This is a genomic window from Janthinobacterium sp. 1_2014MBL_MicDiv (assembly GCF_001865675.1).
GTDB lineage: Bacteria > Pseudomonadota > Gammaproteobacteria > Burkholderiales > Burkholderiaceae_D > Janthinobacterium.
On record NZ_CP011319.1, the window covers coordinates 6,368,698 to 6,384,010 of the forward strand.

Sequence of the window (15,313 nt, forward strand, 5' to 3'; positions counted from 1 at the left end):
AACATCAACGATCTTGCTGCCAGTGAAATAATTATCCATTGGCAAAAGGGACGGCTACAATAGGCTTATCCTGCCTGCCCGGCAGTTTCCTGATGGTTGACTGCCATGCCGATGGAAGCATTGCGCGCTTGCCGTTCCCCCTTGCCGCCGCGTACAGGCAGGCGCGCGCTCGCCTGGCTGCTTTTTCTCGCCTGCTTGTATTGCTGCGCCATGCCGGTCCATGCGCTGGAGCGCGTCGTCCTGCAGCTCAATTTCACGCACCAATTCCAGTTTGCCGGCTATTACGCGGCCATCGAGCAGGGCTATTACCGCGAGGCGGGCCTCGACGTGACCCTGGTCGAAGGCGGTGACGGCCGGCGCGCCGAGACGGCCGTGCTGGCGGGCCAGGCCGAATATGGCGTGGGCAACAGCACGCTGTTGCTCAGCCGCCTGGCCGGCAAGCCCGTGGTGGTGCTGGCCGTGGTGTTCCAGCATTCGCCCAGCGTGCTGCTGATGCGCCAGCATGGCGGTGCGCCCGATGTGCACCGGCTGGCGGGCGCCCCCGTGATGATAGGCGCGCCTGCCGATGTGGCGTCCGCTTCCGATGAAGTGTCGCTGTTCCTGAAGAAAATGGGCGTCGCGCCGCAGCAGATGCGGCATTTGCCGCCCAGTTACCGGGTCGAGGACTTGATCGACGGCAAGGTCGATGCGATTGCCGCCTATTCCACCAACGAGCCCGACTATCTGGACCGGGCCGGCTTTCCCTACTACCAGTTCACGCCGCGCACGGCCGGCATCGATTTCTATGGCGACAACCTGTTTACCAGCGAGCATGAACTGCGCCGCCATCCCGAGCGGGTGAGAGCGTTCCGCGCGGCCAGCCTGCGCGGCTGGCAATACGCGATGGCCCATCGCGAGGAAATGGCGCAGTTGATCCATGCCAAATACAGCCAGCGCCACGACAGCGCGCACCTGCTGTACGAGGCGCAGCAGATGGAGCTGCTGCTGCAGCCCGTGCTGGTGGAACTCGGCTACATGAATCCCCAGCGCTGGCAGCACATCGCCGATACCTACGCGGCCATGGGCTTGCTGGCGCCGGACGCGACGGCCAGCGCCGCCTACCGCGGCTTCCTGTACCGCCCCGTGCCTGGCGCCGACCTGGGCTGGCTGTACCTGTCGCTGGGCGTGGCCGGCAGCCTGCTGGCCGTCTCGGCAGCGTTTCACTTCAGCAACTTGGCACGCGAGCGCCGCCGCACGGAGGAAACCATCCGCCAGGGGGAGTTGCGTTTTCGCACGATGTTCGAGGAAGCACCCATGGGCATCGCCCTGATCGATACCCTGAGCGGACAGTTTCTCGATATCAATCCACGCTATCTGGCCATCGCCGGGCGCAGCCTCGAGCATATGAAGAAATCGAGCTGGATGGAAATCAGCCATCCCGACGATGTGGCGGGCGAGCAGGAGCAGGTGGCGCAGCTGCTGGCGCGGCGCCTGAGCGGCTTTCGCCACTCGAAGCGCATCGTGCGCCCCGATGGCGGCGTGGTGTGGGTCGACGCCTCCGTGACGGCCATCGAGACGGCGCGCCACGGCGGTCCGCACCATCTGTGCATGCTGGAAGACGTGACGGACAAGCGGCAGTCGGAAGCGCTGATCTGGCAGCAAGCCAATTTCGATACCCTCACGCAATTGCCGAACCGCCGCATGTTCCACGAGCGCCTGCGCCTGGCGCTGGCGCAGGGACGGCGCGACACGAGCCGCGTGGCCATCCTGTTCATCGACCTCGACCACTTCAAGGAAGTCAACGATACGCTTGGTCATCACCAGGGCGACATCCTGCTGATCGAGGCGGCGCGGCGCATCCGCGTCGGCGTGCGCGAGACGGATACGGTGGCGCGCCTGGGCGGCGACGAATTCACGGTGATCCTGTCCGACCTCGATGACTTGCAGCAAGTCGACCGCATCGCGCGGCAGATACTCGACGGCTTGCTGGCGCCGTTCCTGCTGGGGCAGGAGCAGGCGTTCGTCTCGGCCTCGATCGGCATCACCCTGTATCCGGACGACGCGGGCAATATCGAAGACTTGCTCAAGCATGCGGACCAGGCCATGTATGTGTCGAAAGGCGCCGGGCGCAACCGCTACAGCTATTTCACGCCGGCCCTGCAGGTGGCGGCCGTCAACCGCATGCGCCTGGGCGCGGACTTGCGCACGGCCCTGCGCGAGCAGCAGATGCAGCTGTATTACCAGCCCATCGTCGCGCTGCACAGCGGCCGCATCGACAAGGCGGAAGCCTTGCTGCGCTGGAACCATCCGCAACGGGGCCTCGTGTACCCGCCCGACTTTCTCGCGCTGGCCGAAAGCAGCGGCCTGATCGTGGAAATCGGCGACTGGGTGCTGCGCGCGGCGGCCGCGCAGTTGCTGCGCTGGCGCGCGGACGGCCACGCCATCGGGCAGACGGGCTTGCAGCTGTGCCTGAACCTGTCGCCGCTGGAGTTGCAGCGCGAGGCGGAAGCGCCCGGCACCTGGCTGCGCCAGCTGATGGCGCTCGACGTGCCGGTCTCGGCCATCGTGCTCGACATGCGCGAGGATGCGCTGCTGGGAACGGGCAGCGGCGCCGGCAGCGGCATGGCGCAGCGGCTCCAGCATTTGCGCGATGCGGGCGTGCAGATCGCCCTCGACGATTTTGGCAGCGGCCATGCATCGCTGACGCAATTGCAGCAGTGCGGCATCGATTACCTGAAGATCGACGGCGCCATGATACGCAAGCTGGCACCGGGCGCCAGCGAGCTGGCCTTGTGCGAAGCCATCGTCAGCGTGGCGCACAAGCTGGGCATGCGGGTCATCGCCGAAGGGGTGGAAACGGCGGCGCAGCGGACGTTGCTGCATGACATAGGCTGCGACTATGCGCAAGGCTATCTGTTCGCCCCGCCCCTGACCATCGAAGCGTTCGATGCGCTGCTGCACGCGCAGCGGCCCTTGCCCCCTTGAAATGGGAGCGTCGCGCCAGCACATGCCAGCCAGGCCTGCGGGACAGGGCTCGCGGCGGGAACAGGCTTATACTCGATACGCTGGCGCCTGCGCCCGGCTTCAGCTGTCACCGGTCATCGACCGGTTGCGCAGGCAAATTTTCTTCCATTCACTCCAACTCGAGGTGTACTCATGGGCATTTTCAGCAATATCTACAACAAGATCTTCCACCATTCGTCCGATGCCGCCCCGGCTGCCACGCCGGCCGCCGCTACCGAGGCACCGGCAGCGAGCGCTCCTGCGGCCGCCCCGGCCGCCGCCGTGCCCGTGGTGGACGTGGAAGTGGTGCTGGTCGACCTGGCCAGCAAGAATGCGGAAAAACTCAATTGGCGCACATCCATCGTCGACCTGATGAAGCTGTTGCAACTCGACAGCAGCCTGGCGTCGCGCAAGGAACTGGCGCAAGAGCTGCATTTCACGGGCGATACCAATGATTCGGCCAGCATGAATATCTGGCTGCACCGCCAGGTGATGATCAAGCTGGCGGAAAACGGCGGAAAAGTCCCGGAAGAGCTGAAGAGCTGAAGAACTAAGAACTGCACACCTGGCGGCAGCAGGAATATCTCGCTGCCGCTATTCAATCCTGTGGGAACTGCCTATGATGGAGTTCCCATAGTGTCATGATAGCTAAAACCAATTGAAACTATTGTGACAATCAATTTTGCATATGGGTTAAAACCCCTTACACTAGAGTCTTACTGATTCACCACACGAGAGGAAATGACTATGTCGCTCATCAATACCCAAGTTAAACCATTCAAGGCAACCGCATACCACAATGGCAAGTTCGTCGACCTGACGGAAGCGTCGCTGAAAGGCAAGTGGTCGGTATTCGTGTTCTACCCAGCCGACTTCACCTTCGTTTGCCCAACCGAACTGGAAGATCTGGCCGATCACCACGCTGAATTCCAGAAACTGGGCGTCGATGTGTACGGTATCTCGACCGATACCCACTTCGCGCACAAAGCATGGCACGACACCTCGGATGCGATCAAGAAAGTGCAATACGCACTGATCGGCGACCCAACCGGCGCCCTGTCGCGCAACTTCGAAGTCATGATCGAAGAAGAAGGCCTGGCACTGCGCGGTACCTTCGTCATCAATCCGGACGGCTTCATCAAAGTGCTGGAAGTGCATGACAACGGCATCGGCCGTGACGCTGCAGAACTGCTGCGCAAAGTCAAAGCCGCCCAGTACGTGGCGAGCCACCCAGGCGAAGTATGCCCGGCAAAATGGACGGAAGGCGCAGCAACGCTGACCCCATCGCTGGACCTGGTTGGCAAGATCTAAGTTTTGAAGCTTTGAAACATCTAGCAGCAAACAAGTAGTTACCGCGATGCCGGACCGGGTGTCCGGCCCGGCATTCGCCTAAATATTTGTAGAAAAGGAAAAAATCATGTTAGACGCAACCCTCAAAACCCAACTGAAATCCTACCTGGAAAAAGTGGTGTATCCGCTTGAGCTGGTCGCTTCTCTCGATGACAGCGCAAAAGCCCGCGAGATGAAGGAATTGCTCCAGGAGATAGTCCTGTTGAGCGACAAGATCACGCTGGTCGAGCGCATTGACGCTGGCGTACGGACCCCGTCGTTCAGCATCAACCGTACAGGCTCCGACATCGGCGTGCGTTTCGCCGGTGTGCCGCTGGGCCATGAATTCACGTCGCTGGTGCTGGCGCTGCTGCAAGTGGGCGGCCACACCATCAAGTTCGACGATGCCGTGATCGAGCAGATCCGCAACCTCGACGGCGACTATGTCTTTGAAACGTTTATTTCGCTGAGCTGCCATAACTGCCCGGAAGTGGTGCAGGCGCTCAATGCGATGTCGGTGATCAACCCGCGCATCAAGGTCACCACCATCGACGGCGGCGTGTTCCCGAAAGAAGTGGAAGAACGCCAGATCATGGCCGTGCCGATGATGTTCCTGAATGGCGAGCATTTCGGCCAGGGACGCACGAATGTCGAGGAAATCCTCGCCAAGCTCGACACCAACGCCGGCGCCCGTCAGGCCGAAGCGCTGAACAAGAAAGACGTGTTCGACGTGCTGATCGTCGGCGGCGGCCCTGCCGGCGCGGCAGCGGCCATCTATGCGGCCCGCAAGGGCATCAAGACGGGCGTGCTGGCCGAGCGTTTCGGCGGCCAGGTGCTCGATACCCTGGCCATCGAGAATTTTATTTCCGTCAAGGAAACGGACGGTCCCAAGTTCGCCATGGCGCTGGAACAGCATGTCAAGGAGTACGAGGTCGACATCATGAACACCCAGCGCGCGACGAAGTTGACGCCGGGCAAGCTGGTCGAGATTGAAACGGCGAATGGCGCCGTCCTGAAAGCCAAGACCGTGATTTTGGCCACCGGCGCCCGCTGGCGCGAAATCAACGTGCCGGGCGAGAAGGAATACCGCAACCACGGTGTCGCCTACTGCCCGCACTGCGACGGTCCCTTGTTCAAGGGCAAGCGCGTGGCCGTGATCGGCGGCGGCAACTCGGGCGTGGAAGCGGCGATCGACCTGGCCGGCCTCGTGAAACACGTGACCCTGATCGAGTTCGGCGCGGAACTGCGTGCCGATGCGGTGCTGCAACGCAAGCTGCACAGCCTGCCCAACGTGACCGTGATCACCTCGGCGCAGACGACCGAGATCCACGGCGACGGCAAGATCGTCAATGGCCTCAGCTACACGGACCGCATCAGCGGCGAGTCGAAAAAGGTCGAACTGGAAGGCGTCTTCGTGCAGATCGGCCTGGTGCCGAACACGGAGTGGCTGAAAGGCACCCTGGCCCTGTCGCGCCACGGCGAAATCGAAGTCGATGCCCGCGGCCAGACCTCGATCCCCGGCGTGTTCGCGGCCGGCGACGTCACCACGGTGCCGTACAAGCAGATCATCATCGCCACCGGCGAAGGCGCGAAGGCAGCCCTGTCCGCCTTTGACCACCTGATCCGCTCGGACGACGAGGAAGTGGTTGAAGAGTCTGCAGCGAAAGAAGCACTGACGGCGTAAGCGTTTTAACGTTGCGCTGGATCAAAAAAACCGGAAGGACCGCGAGGCCCTTCCGGTTTTTTTACGTGCAAGAAATTCAGCTGCCCGCGTACAGCGGGTTGCCGGCGACATACACCAAGACGCCGTCGACGGGCATGTCCGCGGGAGCGATGGCGGCCAGGGCGAATCTGGTTTGATGGTTGAAGGTTTGCACATGCCACGTAAAGCGCTGGCCGGCGCGGACGATGGTGACGGTCTCGCCGCGCGTGACATTGACGTGGCGGGTATCGTCCTGCAGGGTGATGGTGCGCTGGGCAGCGGCATGCGGGGCGGCGCTGCCATAGTCGGCGGCCGTGCCCGTCGGGCCGGCGGCGATGGCGGACGTGGCAAGGGCGGCGCACAGGATGGCCAAGGCGCTGCGGTGGGTGTTCAACATCATGTTCTCCAAGAATAGTCATGGCGGGCTGGTAAGCCGCCGTTTGTTGTCGTGGCTGCGCCGGGATCGCCGGTTTTTGCAACACGGCATCGTAAGCTGTAGCGGCCCCATCTGCAAAGCTGTATTTCCTGACTATATTTCGCGCGCAGGCAGCAGGGCGCCGCCCGCCAGCTTCGGCAAGGTGGTCTTGCCGGCCCCATGCGCGCCGCGCAGCCAGGTGACGCCGGCGCCGAATGGCTGGCGGCAGCCCTGGAACACGCTGCGCGTGGGGAAATGAAAATCGAGATGCTCGACTTGCAGGACGGGGGACGAGGCAGTCCATGCCATCATTCGCCTCCGGTGGCGCTCAAGGCAAGGCAAGAAAACCGGGCAGGGCGATGACGCTGAGCAGGCCCAGCAAGACGGGCGCGGCCAGGAAGACGAGGATTTCCATGGAACTGGCCAGGCTGGGGACAAATTGCAGCAGCGCATGATGGGCCAGGCGCAGGCGCAAGGTAGGGGGGGAAGATGGCGGGGCAGGTGCAGCAAGGCAGGAGCGGCAGAGTCGGCAAGAGCGCTGATGTATTTCTGGCCCCACAATGGGAAAAGCCCTTCGGTTCCAGGAACCAAAGGGCTTTTCTTTTATTGGCGGAGCGGACGGGACTCGAACCCGCGACCCCCGACGTGACAGGCCGGTATTCTAACCAACTGAACTACCACTCCAAGCTCGTATGATCTGTGTTGCTGATCCATGAAGCACTGGATAATTTTCTGTTTGGTGGTGGGTGCTGAGAGGCTCGAACTCCCGACCTACGCCTTGTAAGGGCGCCGCTCTACCAACTGAGCTAAGCACCCGCATACCCAGAAAACTATCCCGACGTTTGTCACCACGTCTGGAAGAGGCACTATTATAGGGGGCGCCTTCCCGCTTGTGCAACTATTCTTGAGGGATAAAAGCGGTTTTTTTGCGAAAAAGCGCAAAAATGCCGGGGAGGAGAAGGCGGGGCGCATTTTCTGGCGCGGAAATGGGAAAAGCCCTTCGGTTCCAGGAACCAAAGGGCTTTTCTTTTATTGGCGGAGCGGACGGGACTCGAACCCGCGACCCCCGACGTGACAGGCCGGTATTCTAACCAACTGAACTACCACTCCAAGCTCGTATGATCTGTGTTGCTGATCCATGAAGCACTGGACAGTTTTCTGATTTGGTGGGTGCTGAGAGGCTCGAACTCCCGACCTACGCCTTGTAAGGGCGCCGCTCTACCAACTGAGCTAAGCACCCGTTGCTTGTCTCAGAAAACCATCCCGACGTTTGTCACCACGTCTGGAAGAGGCGCTATTATAGGACGGGCAAAATCCTTCTGCAAGCGCTTTTTCCAACTTTTTACCGTTTTAGCTGTCGATGCCCCATTGCGACAGCATCCACGCCATATTAAAAGCGTTTTCGGCGATGGCGTTATAGCGGCCCGAGGCACCGCCGTGGCCGGCGCCCATATTCGTTTTCAGCAGCAGGGGATTGCCGTCCGTTTTGTACGCGCGCAGCTTGGCCACGTATTTGGCCGGTTCCCAGTACATGACCTGGCTGTCGTTGAGGCCCGTCGTCACCAGCATGGCGGGATAATTCTTACGTGCAATGTTGTCGTAAGGCGAGTAGCTGAGCATGTAGTCATAGGCCGCCTTCTGGTTCGGGTCGCCCCACTCCAGGTATTCGCCCGTGGTCAGCGGCAGGCTGGCGTCCATCATGGTGTTCATCACGTCGACGAAGGGCACGGCCGCGTGCACGGCGTGGAACAGTTCGGGACGCATGTTGACGACGGCGCCCATCAGCAGACCACCGGCGCTGCCGCCCTGGATGATCAGGCGGTTCGGGCTCGTCCATTTTTCGCGCACCAGGTAGTCGGCGCTGTCGATGAAGTCATTGAAGGTGTTTTTCTTCTTCATCAGCATGCCGTCCTCATGCCAGGCTTCGCCCATGTCGGTGCCGCCACGGATATGCGCTTGCGCATAGATGACGCCCCGTTCCAGCAGGCTGATGCGGCTGATGGCAAAGCTGGCTTCCGTCGAGATGCCGTAGGAACCATACGAGTACAGCAGCAGCGGCGCGGAACCGTCGAGCTTGACGCCCTTCTTGTAGACGATCCACAGCGGCACTTGCACGCCATCGCGCGCCTTCACCCACAGGCGCTGCGTGGTGTAGCGGCTGCCGTCAAAGCCGCCGACGATTTCCTGCTGCTTTAGCACCGTGCGCTTGCCATCTTGCATGTTCACGTCGATGACGGTGGGCGGCGTGACGGGTGACTGGTAGGACATGCGAAATTGCGTGGCGGAAAATTCCGGCGTGCCGGCCGCGCTGGCCAGGTAGACGGCATCGTCGAACTGCACGGTTTTCCAGTTCTTCTGCGCAAAATCATGGATGCGCGCGCGGTTCAGGGCGCGCGCTTTTTCCATCACCACCAGGTAGCCCTGGAAGACGTCGATGGACTGGATCACGGCATCCTTGTTGTGCGGCACCAGCGTCTTCCAGTGCCGGGCCTGCGGATCCGACAGCGGCGCGCTGACGATGCGGAAATTCTTCGCCTCCTTGTTGGTCAGAATATACAGCTGGCCGTCGCGGTGCTCGACGACGTAGCGGTGGCCCTTCTCGCGCTTCAGCACGGGCTGGAAGCTGCCTTCCGGCTTGTTGGTTGGCAACAGCAGCACTTCCGTCGTATCCGTGCTGCCCGAGGTGAGCACAAAGAATTGCTTGTCGTGCGTGCGGCCCACGTTGATGGCGAACTGTTCCACCGGCTCGTGGTAGACCTGCTGCGGCGTGCCGCCCAGGGCCAGGCGGAATACGCGGTCCGAACGCTTGGTGGTGGCGTCTTCCTGGGCCAGCATCAGGGTGGCGTTGTCCGACGCCCAGGCCAGCGACGTTACGCGTGGCATGCTGTCGGTAAGCAACTTGCCCGTCTTCAAATCCTTGACGTGCAATTCGTACTGGCGGAAACCCGTCGTGTCGGTGGTGTAGGCCAGCAGCTGTTCATTCGGGCTGATGGAAAACGCGCGCACGGCAAAGAATTTTTGGCCTTCGGCCAATTGATTCTGGTCCAGCAGGACTTCCTCAGGCGCTTGCGCATCATAGGCGCCGCCCTTGCCGACAGGGCGGCGGCAATGGATAGGGTACTGCTTGCCCGCTTCCACGCGCGTGTAATAGTAGAAATTGCCCTGGCGTGCAGGCACGGACAGGTCCACTTCCTGCATGCGGCCCTTGATTTCGGCATACACCTTGTCGGCCAGCGGCTGTATCGGTGCCGTGACGGCCGCCGTATAGGCGTTTTCCGCATTCAGGTAGTCGATCACGGCTGGATCGCTCTTCTTTTGCAGCCAGCGGTAGTCGTCCGTGACGACCGTGCCGTGGCGTGTTTCCTGCCATGTTGTCTTGGCGGCAACGGGGGCTGCGACGGGTGCGGTGGCCGTGGCGACGGTGGTGGCGGCGTCGGCGGCTGTCGCGGATGGCGAAAGCGTGGACAGCAGCAGGGCCGGCATGATGGATGAGCAGGCGGCCAGGCGGCGTAAGGCGTAAGGTACTGTGGACAAGGCAACTCCCTAGGTTTCGTTGTTGTGCAGCGATTCTATTCTTGCTAAATAGAAAAGCCAATCATGATTTCAGTCAATGCTGCGCCGGCGCTTGCATCCACGGGCATTTCCAGCGATACTGTATATAACAACAGTATTTAACAGCATCCCGCCGCGAGGTGCCCTTGACCCTATCTGCCCCTACATTTCCTGAGTCACCCGCGCCGCGCCGCTGGATTGCCCACCTGGACATGGATGCCTTCTTTGCGTCCGTTGAATTGCTGAAATATCCGGAATTGCGCGGCGAAGCCGTCGTCATCGGCGGTGGCCGCTTGCAGCAGCCCGTGCTGCAGGAAGATGGCACGCGGCAGTTTGCGCGCATGCGCGATTACGTGGGGCGCGGCGTCGTCACCACGTCGACGTATGCGGCGCGCGCGTTCGGCGTGTTTTCCGCCATGGGCATCATGAAGGCGGCCAAGCTGGCGCCGGACAGCATCCTGCTGCCGGCCGACTTCGAGGCGTACCGCGAGTACTCGGCCCGCTTCAAGCAGGCCGTGGCCCACCTGTGCCCCATCATCCAGAACGTGGGCATCGATGAAATCTATGTCGACCTGACGGAATATGGCGGGCAGGCGCCGGCCATGGCCGCGCGCCTGAAGGCGGCCGTGTCCGAGGCGACGGGCCTGTCGTGCTCGATCGGCCTGGCGCCGAACAAATTGCTGGCGAAAATCTGTTCCGACCTGGAAAAACCTGATGGCCTGACCATCCTGTCGCCCGAGGATGTGGCAACGCGCGTGTGGCCGCTGCCGGCGAAAAAAATCAACGGCATCGGGCCGAAGGCCACGGCCAAGCTGGAAGCGCTGGGCATCGTCAGCATCGGCCAGCTGGCGCAAGCCGACCTGGCCATGCTGCGCACGCAGTTTGGCGACGTGTACACCAGCTGGCTGCGGCAGGCGGCGCTGGGCATCGACGAGCGCCCCGTGCAGACGAGCCGGGAAACCAAGTCCGTCAGCCGCGAAACGACGTTCGAGCGCGACTTGCAGGTGGTGCGCGACCGCGCCACCCTGTCGGAAAAGCTGGAAAGCCTGTGCACGCGCGTGGCGGGCGACCTCGACAAGCAGTCGCTGGCGGGGCGCACGGTGGGCATCAAGCTGCGCTTCGAGGATTTCAGCACGGTGACGCGCGATGTCACCTTGCCCAGCGCCACGGCGGATGCCGCCGCCATCCTGCGTGCCAGCCGCGATTGTTTGCGGCGCGTGCCGTTCGAGAAAAAAATCCGCCTGCTGGGCGTGCGCATCTCGACCCTGTCCGATCCTGCCCTGGTCACGCGGCAGGTGCCGGCCCAGGCCGAGCTGTTTCCCGCCCTGTAGCGGCATCGCGCGGCCACCAATCCTGTTGTACAAGCATCGCGCCAGTCCGCGCCTTTGACGGCATGAGCGTGTCGAAAGTGTAGAATGGCGTTCCCCTGGCACTACTGAAACAAACGGAAGACAAAAACTATGTGGTTCAAGAATCTTCAGATTTACCGCCTGCCCGCACCATGGGCTTATACGCCAGAACAACTGGAAGAGGCGCTGTCCTCGAACAAATTTACGCCGGCGACCAGCATGGATCTGATGCGCCAGGGCTGGGATACGCCACGCCCGAATGGCGGTTTGGTGCACGTGGTCAACAAGCAGATGCTGATCCTGCTGGGCACGGAAAAGAAATTGCTGCCAGCCACCGTCATCAACCAGGTCGCCAAGGCCCGCGCCGCTGAAATGGAAGAAGCGCAAGGCTTTGCGCCGGGCAAGAAAGCCATGAAGGAATTGAAAGAGCGCGTCGCCGACGAACTGCTGCCGCGCGCCTTCAGCATCCGCAGCAATGTCTGGACGTGGATCGATCCCGTCAATGGCTGGCTGGTGGTCGATGCCGCCAGCCCGGCAAAAGCCGATGAAGTCATCAAGCTGCTGCTGAAAGCCGTCGACAAGCTGCCGCTGGAAAGCCTGCGCGTGCAGCGCTCGCCGGTGGCGGTGATGACGGAATGGCTGCAGGCCGACGATGCGCCTGCCGGCTTCACGGTCGACATGGATACGGAATTGCGCGCCACGGGCGAGAGCAAGGCCACCGTGCGCTATGTGCGCCACACGCTGGAAGCGGACGACGTGCGCCGCCACATCGCGGCCGGCAAGCAGTGCACGCGCCTGGCCATGACGTGGAACGACAAGATCTCGTTCGTGCTGACGGAGTCGCTGGCCATCAAGAGCGTCAAGCCGCTGGACGTGATCAAGGAAACGGAATCGAGCACGAAGAACGACGAAGAGCGTTTCGACGGCGACGTGATGCTGATGACGGGCGAGCTGAGCAAGCTGATGGCCGACGTGGTCGAGGCATTGGGCGGCGAAGCGACCGCGTAAACGCCGTCATGCCGGTACGGAAAAGGAGCTCACGCTCCTTTTTTTTCGCCTGCGCAGTTTCACCTGTGACGATGTTGCGGCATAAAAAAAGCGCCTTGCACGGTGAAGTGCAAGGCGCTTTTCAGACAAGCTAATTTACAACGTCAAATTAGAACTTGTAGTTGCCGGTGATGTAGAACGAACGCATCATTGGATCGGCGTAGCGTGGGTCGAAACCGATCTGGTGGCCCGACGAAGCGCGCAGCGACAGCGGTGGTGCACGGTCGAACAGGTTTTTGATGCCTGCGCGGATCGTGGTTTGCTTGTCAAAGGCGAAACGCGCTTGCCAGTCGAACGTCGTGTACGACGGTACTTGCAGGCGGAAGTTTTTCTCTTCCTTCTTGGTTTCCTGGTTGTACACGGTCGCAGGAGCATCGGTGTAGCCGTTACGGTAGTTGACGGTGACCGTGTTGCTCAGACGGCCAGTGTCCAGGGTCGTCGTCAGCTTCATCAGGTTGCGGAACGTGACTTCGTTGGTGTCGCCGAAGAAGTTCATGTTGCTGGTGTAGATATTGTCGCTACCGGCCTTGGTGTAGTTGGCGTGCAACATGTGCGTACCGCTCAGCTGAGCCGTCAGCTTACCGAAGGAGAACTTGTGGTTGGCCGACAGATCCCAGTCGATACCACGGTATTCCTTCTTGCCGATGTTGACCGACAGTTTCTTGAATGCGTAGTACTTGATGCCGGTCGATGGTTCGATGTATTCGCCAAAGCTCGACGCGTACTTGATCGGATCGGCAAATGCCTGCTCTTCGGAGACTTCCGAGACGGCATTGCGCAGTTTCACATCCCACAGGTCGGCGCCGAACGAGAAGGCCGCGCTAGGCTCGACACGGAAGCCCAGGGTGAACTGCTTCGATTTTTCCGATTGCAGGTCTGGATTGCCTTGCGATACCGCGTTGTATTGCGTTGCTTCCGCGCGGCACAGTGGCGAACCTGGGTATGGGCAGTCAAATTTCTTGGCGGTAAAGCCGGCGTTGACCAGCGGCTGGGCGATTTCCAGCATGCTTGGCGCCTTGAAGCCCGTGCCGTAGGAACCGCGGATCAGCACGGTCTGTACCGGCTGCCAGCGTGCCGATACCTTGTAGGTATTGGCGCTGTCTTTCTTGCCGACAGTTTTGTGGTTCAGCTTGTCATCGATCGCCTTGACAGCATCGTGACGGCCGCCAACGGTCATTTCGAACGACTTGGTCAGCGGAGCCAGCAACTCGACGAACGCGCCGTAGGTGTCGCGGCTCATGTCGTAGGCAGCCTTCGTGTTGAAGCTGTAGATGTCGTCGCCGGTGGCATTGCTGCCTGGCGATTGCTCATAGGTATAGGTGCGGTAGTCGCCACCGATACCCAGGCTGGCTTTGCCGCCTGGCAGGTCGAACAGTTCACGCGAACCGTGCGTGTCGAGGCCGCGCATCGTGGTCGATGCGGTGCGCACCGAACCGACGAATTGCGCGCCTGCGACTTGCGCTTGCACGGATGGCTTTTGCGTCGCTGCAAACGGGTTGAATTCCGGATTGGCCAGGATATCCTTGAACGCCTGGTTTTTCTGGTAACCGCCCGTGTAGCGCTCGTCGATCGAGTTTTGCGACCAGGTCAGGCCGCTTTCGAAGTTCCACGCGCCCAGTTCGCCTTCAACGCCCAGCACGACGTGCTTGGTTTCGGTGATGGTGTTGCTGGCGCGCAGGCCGAAGTCGGTGCTGCGGTAGTTGGCCGTCACGGATTTGACGTCGGCGCGTTGCGCTGGCGTCAGGTATGGCGACACATAGGTGTTGTACAGCGCGCTGTCCTTGGCGATCGAAATCGGGATAGGATTGGCGGCGATACGCGCCGTCAGGTCGTAGCGCGAGTAGGCCAGTTCGGCGAACGCGTTCAGGTTGTCGTTCAGCTTGTACGTTGCTTTGGAGAACAGGCTGTCGCGTTTCGATTGCGGCACGATTTCCACGGTGGAACCGGTGTCGAAGCCACAAGCGCGTGGATTGGCGGTGGTGATCTCGAAGCCGTCAGGGCAGGCGGTACCGTTATGTTGCGCCAGGTACGGCGAAAATGCGGTCGACGGAGCGCCGCTGTTGTAGGCAACGGTGGCGCCGGCCGGCGAAGCCGAGGTGCTGGTGCGATCCCAGATGTAGTTCTTGCCGTTGCGGCTGAATGGCACGAAGGAGCTGGCGGCGAACTTGCGGTCGGTGGCGCGCAGTTTCGATTGCTCGTCATGGCGGTACGACAGCAGCACGTTGAAGCGGTCTTCGTCCAGGTCGCCGAAACCGTAGGTGACGCTGGTATTCCAGGCGTTGCCGCCCTTGTCTTCCGGACCGCCGTAGGTGGCTTCCAGGGTGGCGCCTTGCTGGTTTTTCTTCAGGATGAAGTTCAGTACGCCGGCGATGGCGTCCGAGCCGTACAGTGCCGAAGCGCCGTCGGTCAGGATCTCGACGCGCTCAACGGCGCTCATCGGAATGGCATTCAAGTTGACCGTGGTGCCCGAACCTTGTGGCGCGATGCGGCGGCCGTTCAGCAGTACCAGGGTATAGGACTCGCCGATACCGTGCAGCGATGCACTGGTGTTACCGCCCGAGTCGGAACCAGCGGCGACTGCGCCGATGGTGAAACCTTGCATGGCTGGCAGAGCCTGGATCAGGTCGGCTACCGATGTAGCGCCCGATTTGGCGATGGCTTCTTGCGACAGGCGTTGCACAGGCAATGCGCCTTCGACGGCGATACGCTTGATGCTCGAGCCGGTAATTTCGACTTTTTGAATTGCTTCGTCCGCCATGGATTGGCCGGAGAACAACATGCTGCCTGCCAGTACGGTCAGGGCCAGGCGTACGCTGCGCACGCCAATTTTTTCTTTAAATGCCATTGTAACAATTACTCCGTAGTAGTTTTAATAACGACAAGCGGCACACGAGCACCGATAAAGCCATCGGATAGATGGCCTGCGGCGGCGTGTAC

12 protein-coding genes and 4 tRNA genes are annotated in these 15,313 nt (G+C 61.2%); 6 read left to right on the forward strand and 10 right to left on the reverse strand.

Going from position 1 to position 15,313, the window contains the following annotated elements; all coding sequences use genetic code 11:
• Positions 1-65: 65 nt before the first annotated feature.
• Complete coding sequence (locus tag YQ44_RS29635) at positions 66-212, reverse strand: hypothetical protein (RefSeq protein ID WP_232251010.1); 147 nt, start codon at positions 210-212, stop codon at positions 66-68.
• On the opposite strand from YQ44_RS29635, the gene YQ44_RS27625 reads away from it, so the two are divergent.
• The 4 genes from YQ44_RS27625 (at position 211) to ahpF (ending at position 5,995) form a co-directional block, all read left to right on the forward strand.
• Complete coding sequence (locus YQ44_RS27625) at positions 211-2,964, forward strand: EAL domain-containing protein (RefSeq protein ID WP_232251011.1); 2,754 nt, start codon at positions 211-213, stop codon at positions 2,962-2,964. The genes YQ44_RS29635 and YQ44_RS27625 overlap by 2 nt on opposite strands.
• 171 nt (positions 2,965-3,135) lie before the next feature.
• The gene (locus YQ44_RS27630) at positions 3,136-3,528 is read left to right on the forward strand and encodes a DUF3597 domain-containing protein (protein WP_071326098.1); all 393 of its coding nucleotides are present in this window, start codon (positions 3,136-3,138) and stop codon (positions 3,526-3,528) included.
• A gap of 201 nt (positions 3,529-3,729) precedes the next feature.
• Positions 3,730-4,293 (forward strand): alkyl hydroperoxide reductase subunit C, encoded by a 564-nt coding sequence (ahpC, locus tag YQ44_RS27635; RefSeq protein ID WP_071326099.1) that lies wholly within the window; start codon positions 3,730-3,732, stop codon positions 4,291-4,293.
• Between the two features lie 106 nt (positions 4,294-4,399).
• Positions 4,400-5,995, forward strand: a complete 1,596-nt coding sequence (gene ahpF / locus YQ44_RS27640; protein ID WP_071326100.1) for an alkyl hydroperoxide reductase subunit F — start codon at positions 4,400-4,402, stop codon at positions 5,993-5,995.
• Positions 5,996-6,071: 76 nt separating this feature from the next.
• Here the strand turns inward: ahpF and YQ44_RS27645 are convergent, their stop codons facing one another.
• The 8 genes from YQ44_RS27645 to YQ44_RS27675 all read right to left on the reverse strand — a co-directional run bounded on the left by YQ44_RS27645 (position 6,072) and on the right by YQ44_RS27675 (position 9,962).
• Positions 6,072-6,413 carry a CzcE family metal-binding protein gene (locus tag YQ44_RS27645; protein WP_083412074.1) on the reverse strand — a complete coding sequence of 114 codons (342 nt, stop codon included), beginning with the start codon at positions 6,411-6,413 and terminating at the stop codon, positions 6,072-6,074.
• Between the two features lie 129 nt (positions 6,414-6,542).
• The gene (locus tag YQ44_RS27650) at positions 6,543-6,740 is read right to left on the reverse strand and encodes a hypothetical protein (RefSeq protein WP_071326102.1); all 198 of its coding nucleotides are present in this window, start codon (positions 6,738-6,740) and stop codon (positions 6,543-6,545) included.
• Between the two features lie 16 nt (positions 6,741-6,756).
• A complete protein-coding gene (locus YQ44_RS29235) occupies positions 6,757-6,903 on the reverse strand; it encodes a hypothetical protein (RefSeq protein ID WP_156894991.1) in 147 nt (48 codons plus the stop codon).
• A gap of 132 nt (positions 6,904-7,035) precedes the next feature.
• Positions 7,036-7,112, reverse strand: a tRNA-Asp gene (locus tag YQ44_RS27655).
• A gap of 56 nt (positions 7,113-7,168) precedes the next feature.
• A tRNA-Val gene (locus YQ44_RS27660) sits at positions 7,169-7,244 on the reverse strand.
• Positions 7,245-7,461: 217 nt separating this feature from the next.
• Positions 7,462-7,538, reverse strand: a tRNA-Asp gene (locus tag YQ44_RS27665).
• 54 nt (positions 7,539-7,592) lie between these two features.
• Positions 7,593-7,668 (reverse strand) — tRNA-Val (locus tag YQ44_RS27670).
• Positions 7,669-7,778: 110 nt separating this feature from the next.
• On the reverse strand, positions 7,779-9,962 hold the full coding sequence (locus YQ44_RS27675) for a S9 family peptidase (protein WP_083412075.1): 2,184 nt from the start codon (positions 9,960-9,962) through the stop codon (positions 7,779-7,781).
• 230 nt (positions 9,963-10,192) lie between these two features.
• On the opposite strand from YQ44_RS27675, the gene dinB reads away from it, so the two are divergent.
• Entirely contained in the window at positions 10,193-11,311 is a 1,119-nt protein-coding gene (dinB, locus tag YQ44_RS27680) for a DNA polymerase IV (protein ID WP_071326104.1), read from the forward strand.
• Between the two features lie 129 nt (positions 11,312-11,440).
• On the forward strand, positions 11,441-12,337 hold the full coding sequence (locus YQ44_RS27685) for a recombination-associated protein RdgC (RefSeq protein ID WP_034754435.1): 897 nt from the start codon (positions 11,441-11,443) through the stop codon (positions 12,335-12,337).
• A 148-nt stretch (positions 12,338-12,485) separates the two neighbouring features.
• Here YQ44_RS27685 and YQ44_RS27690 read toward each other — a convergent pair whose 3' ends face one another.
• Entirely contained in the window at positions 12,486-15,221 is a 2,736-nt protein-coding gene (locus YQ44_RS27690) for a TonB-dependent receptor (protein WP_071326105.1), read from the reverse strand.
• Between the last annotated feature and the right edge of the window lie 92 nt (positions 15,222-15,313).

What these genes read in the sequence shown, in the direction of transcription:
- YQ44_RS27645 (WP_083412074.1), bottom strand. Translation starts at nt 6,413, where the DNA reads ATGATGTTGAACACCCACCGCAGCGCCTTGGCCATCCTGTGCGCCGCC.
- ahpC (WP_071326099.1), top strand. Translation starts at nt 3,730, where the DNA reads ATGTCGCTCATCAATACCCAAGTTAAACCATTCAAGGCAACCGCATAC.
- YQ44_RS27650 (WP_071326102.1), bottom strand. Translation starts at nt 6,740, where the DNA reads ATGATGGCATGGACTGCCTCGTCCCCCGTCCTGCAAGTCGAGCATCTC.
- YQ44_RS27630 (WP_071326098.1), top strand. Translation starts at nt 3,136, where the DNA reads ATGGGCATTTTCAGCAATATCTACAACAAGATCTTCCACCATTCGTCC.
- YQ44_RS29635 (WP_232251010.1), bottom strand. Translation starts at nt 212, where the DNA reads ATGGCGCAGCAATACAAGCAGGCGAGAAAAAGCAGCCAGGCGAGCGCG.
- YQ44_RS27690 (WP_071326105.1), bottom strand. Translation starts at nt 15,221, where the DNA reads ATGGCATTTAAAGAAAAAATTGGCGTGCGCAGCGTACGCCTGGCCCTG.
- dinB (WP_071326104.1), top strand. Translation starts at nt 10,193, where the DNA reads ATGGATGCCTTCTTTGCGTCCGTTGAATTGCTGAAATATCCGGAATTG.
- YQ44_RS27625 (WP_232251011.1), top strand. Translation starts at nt 211, where the DNA reads ATGCCGGTCCATGCGCTGGAGCGCGTCGTCCTGCAGCTCAATTTCACG.
- ahpF (WP_071326100.1), top strand. Translation starts at nt 4,400, where the DNA reads ATGTTAGACGCAACCCTCAAAACCCAACTGAAATCCTACCTGGAAAAA.
- YQ44_RS27685 (WP_034754435.1), top strand. Translation starts at nt 11,441, where the DNA reads ATGTGGTTCAAGAATCTTCAGATTTACCGCCTGCCCGCACCATGGGCT.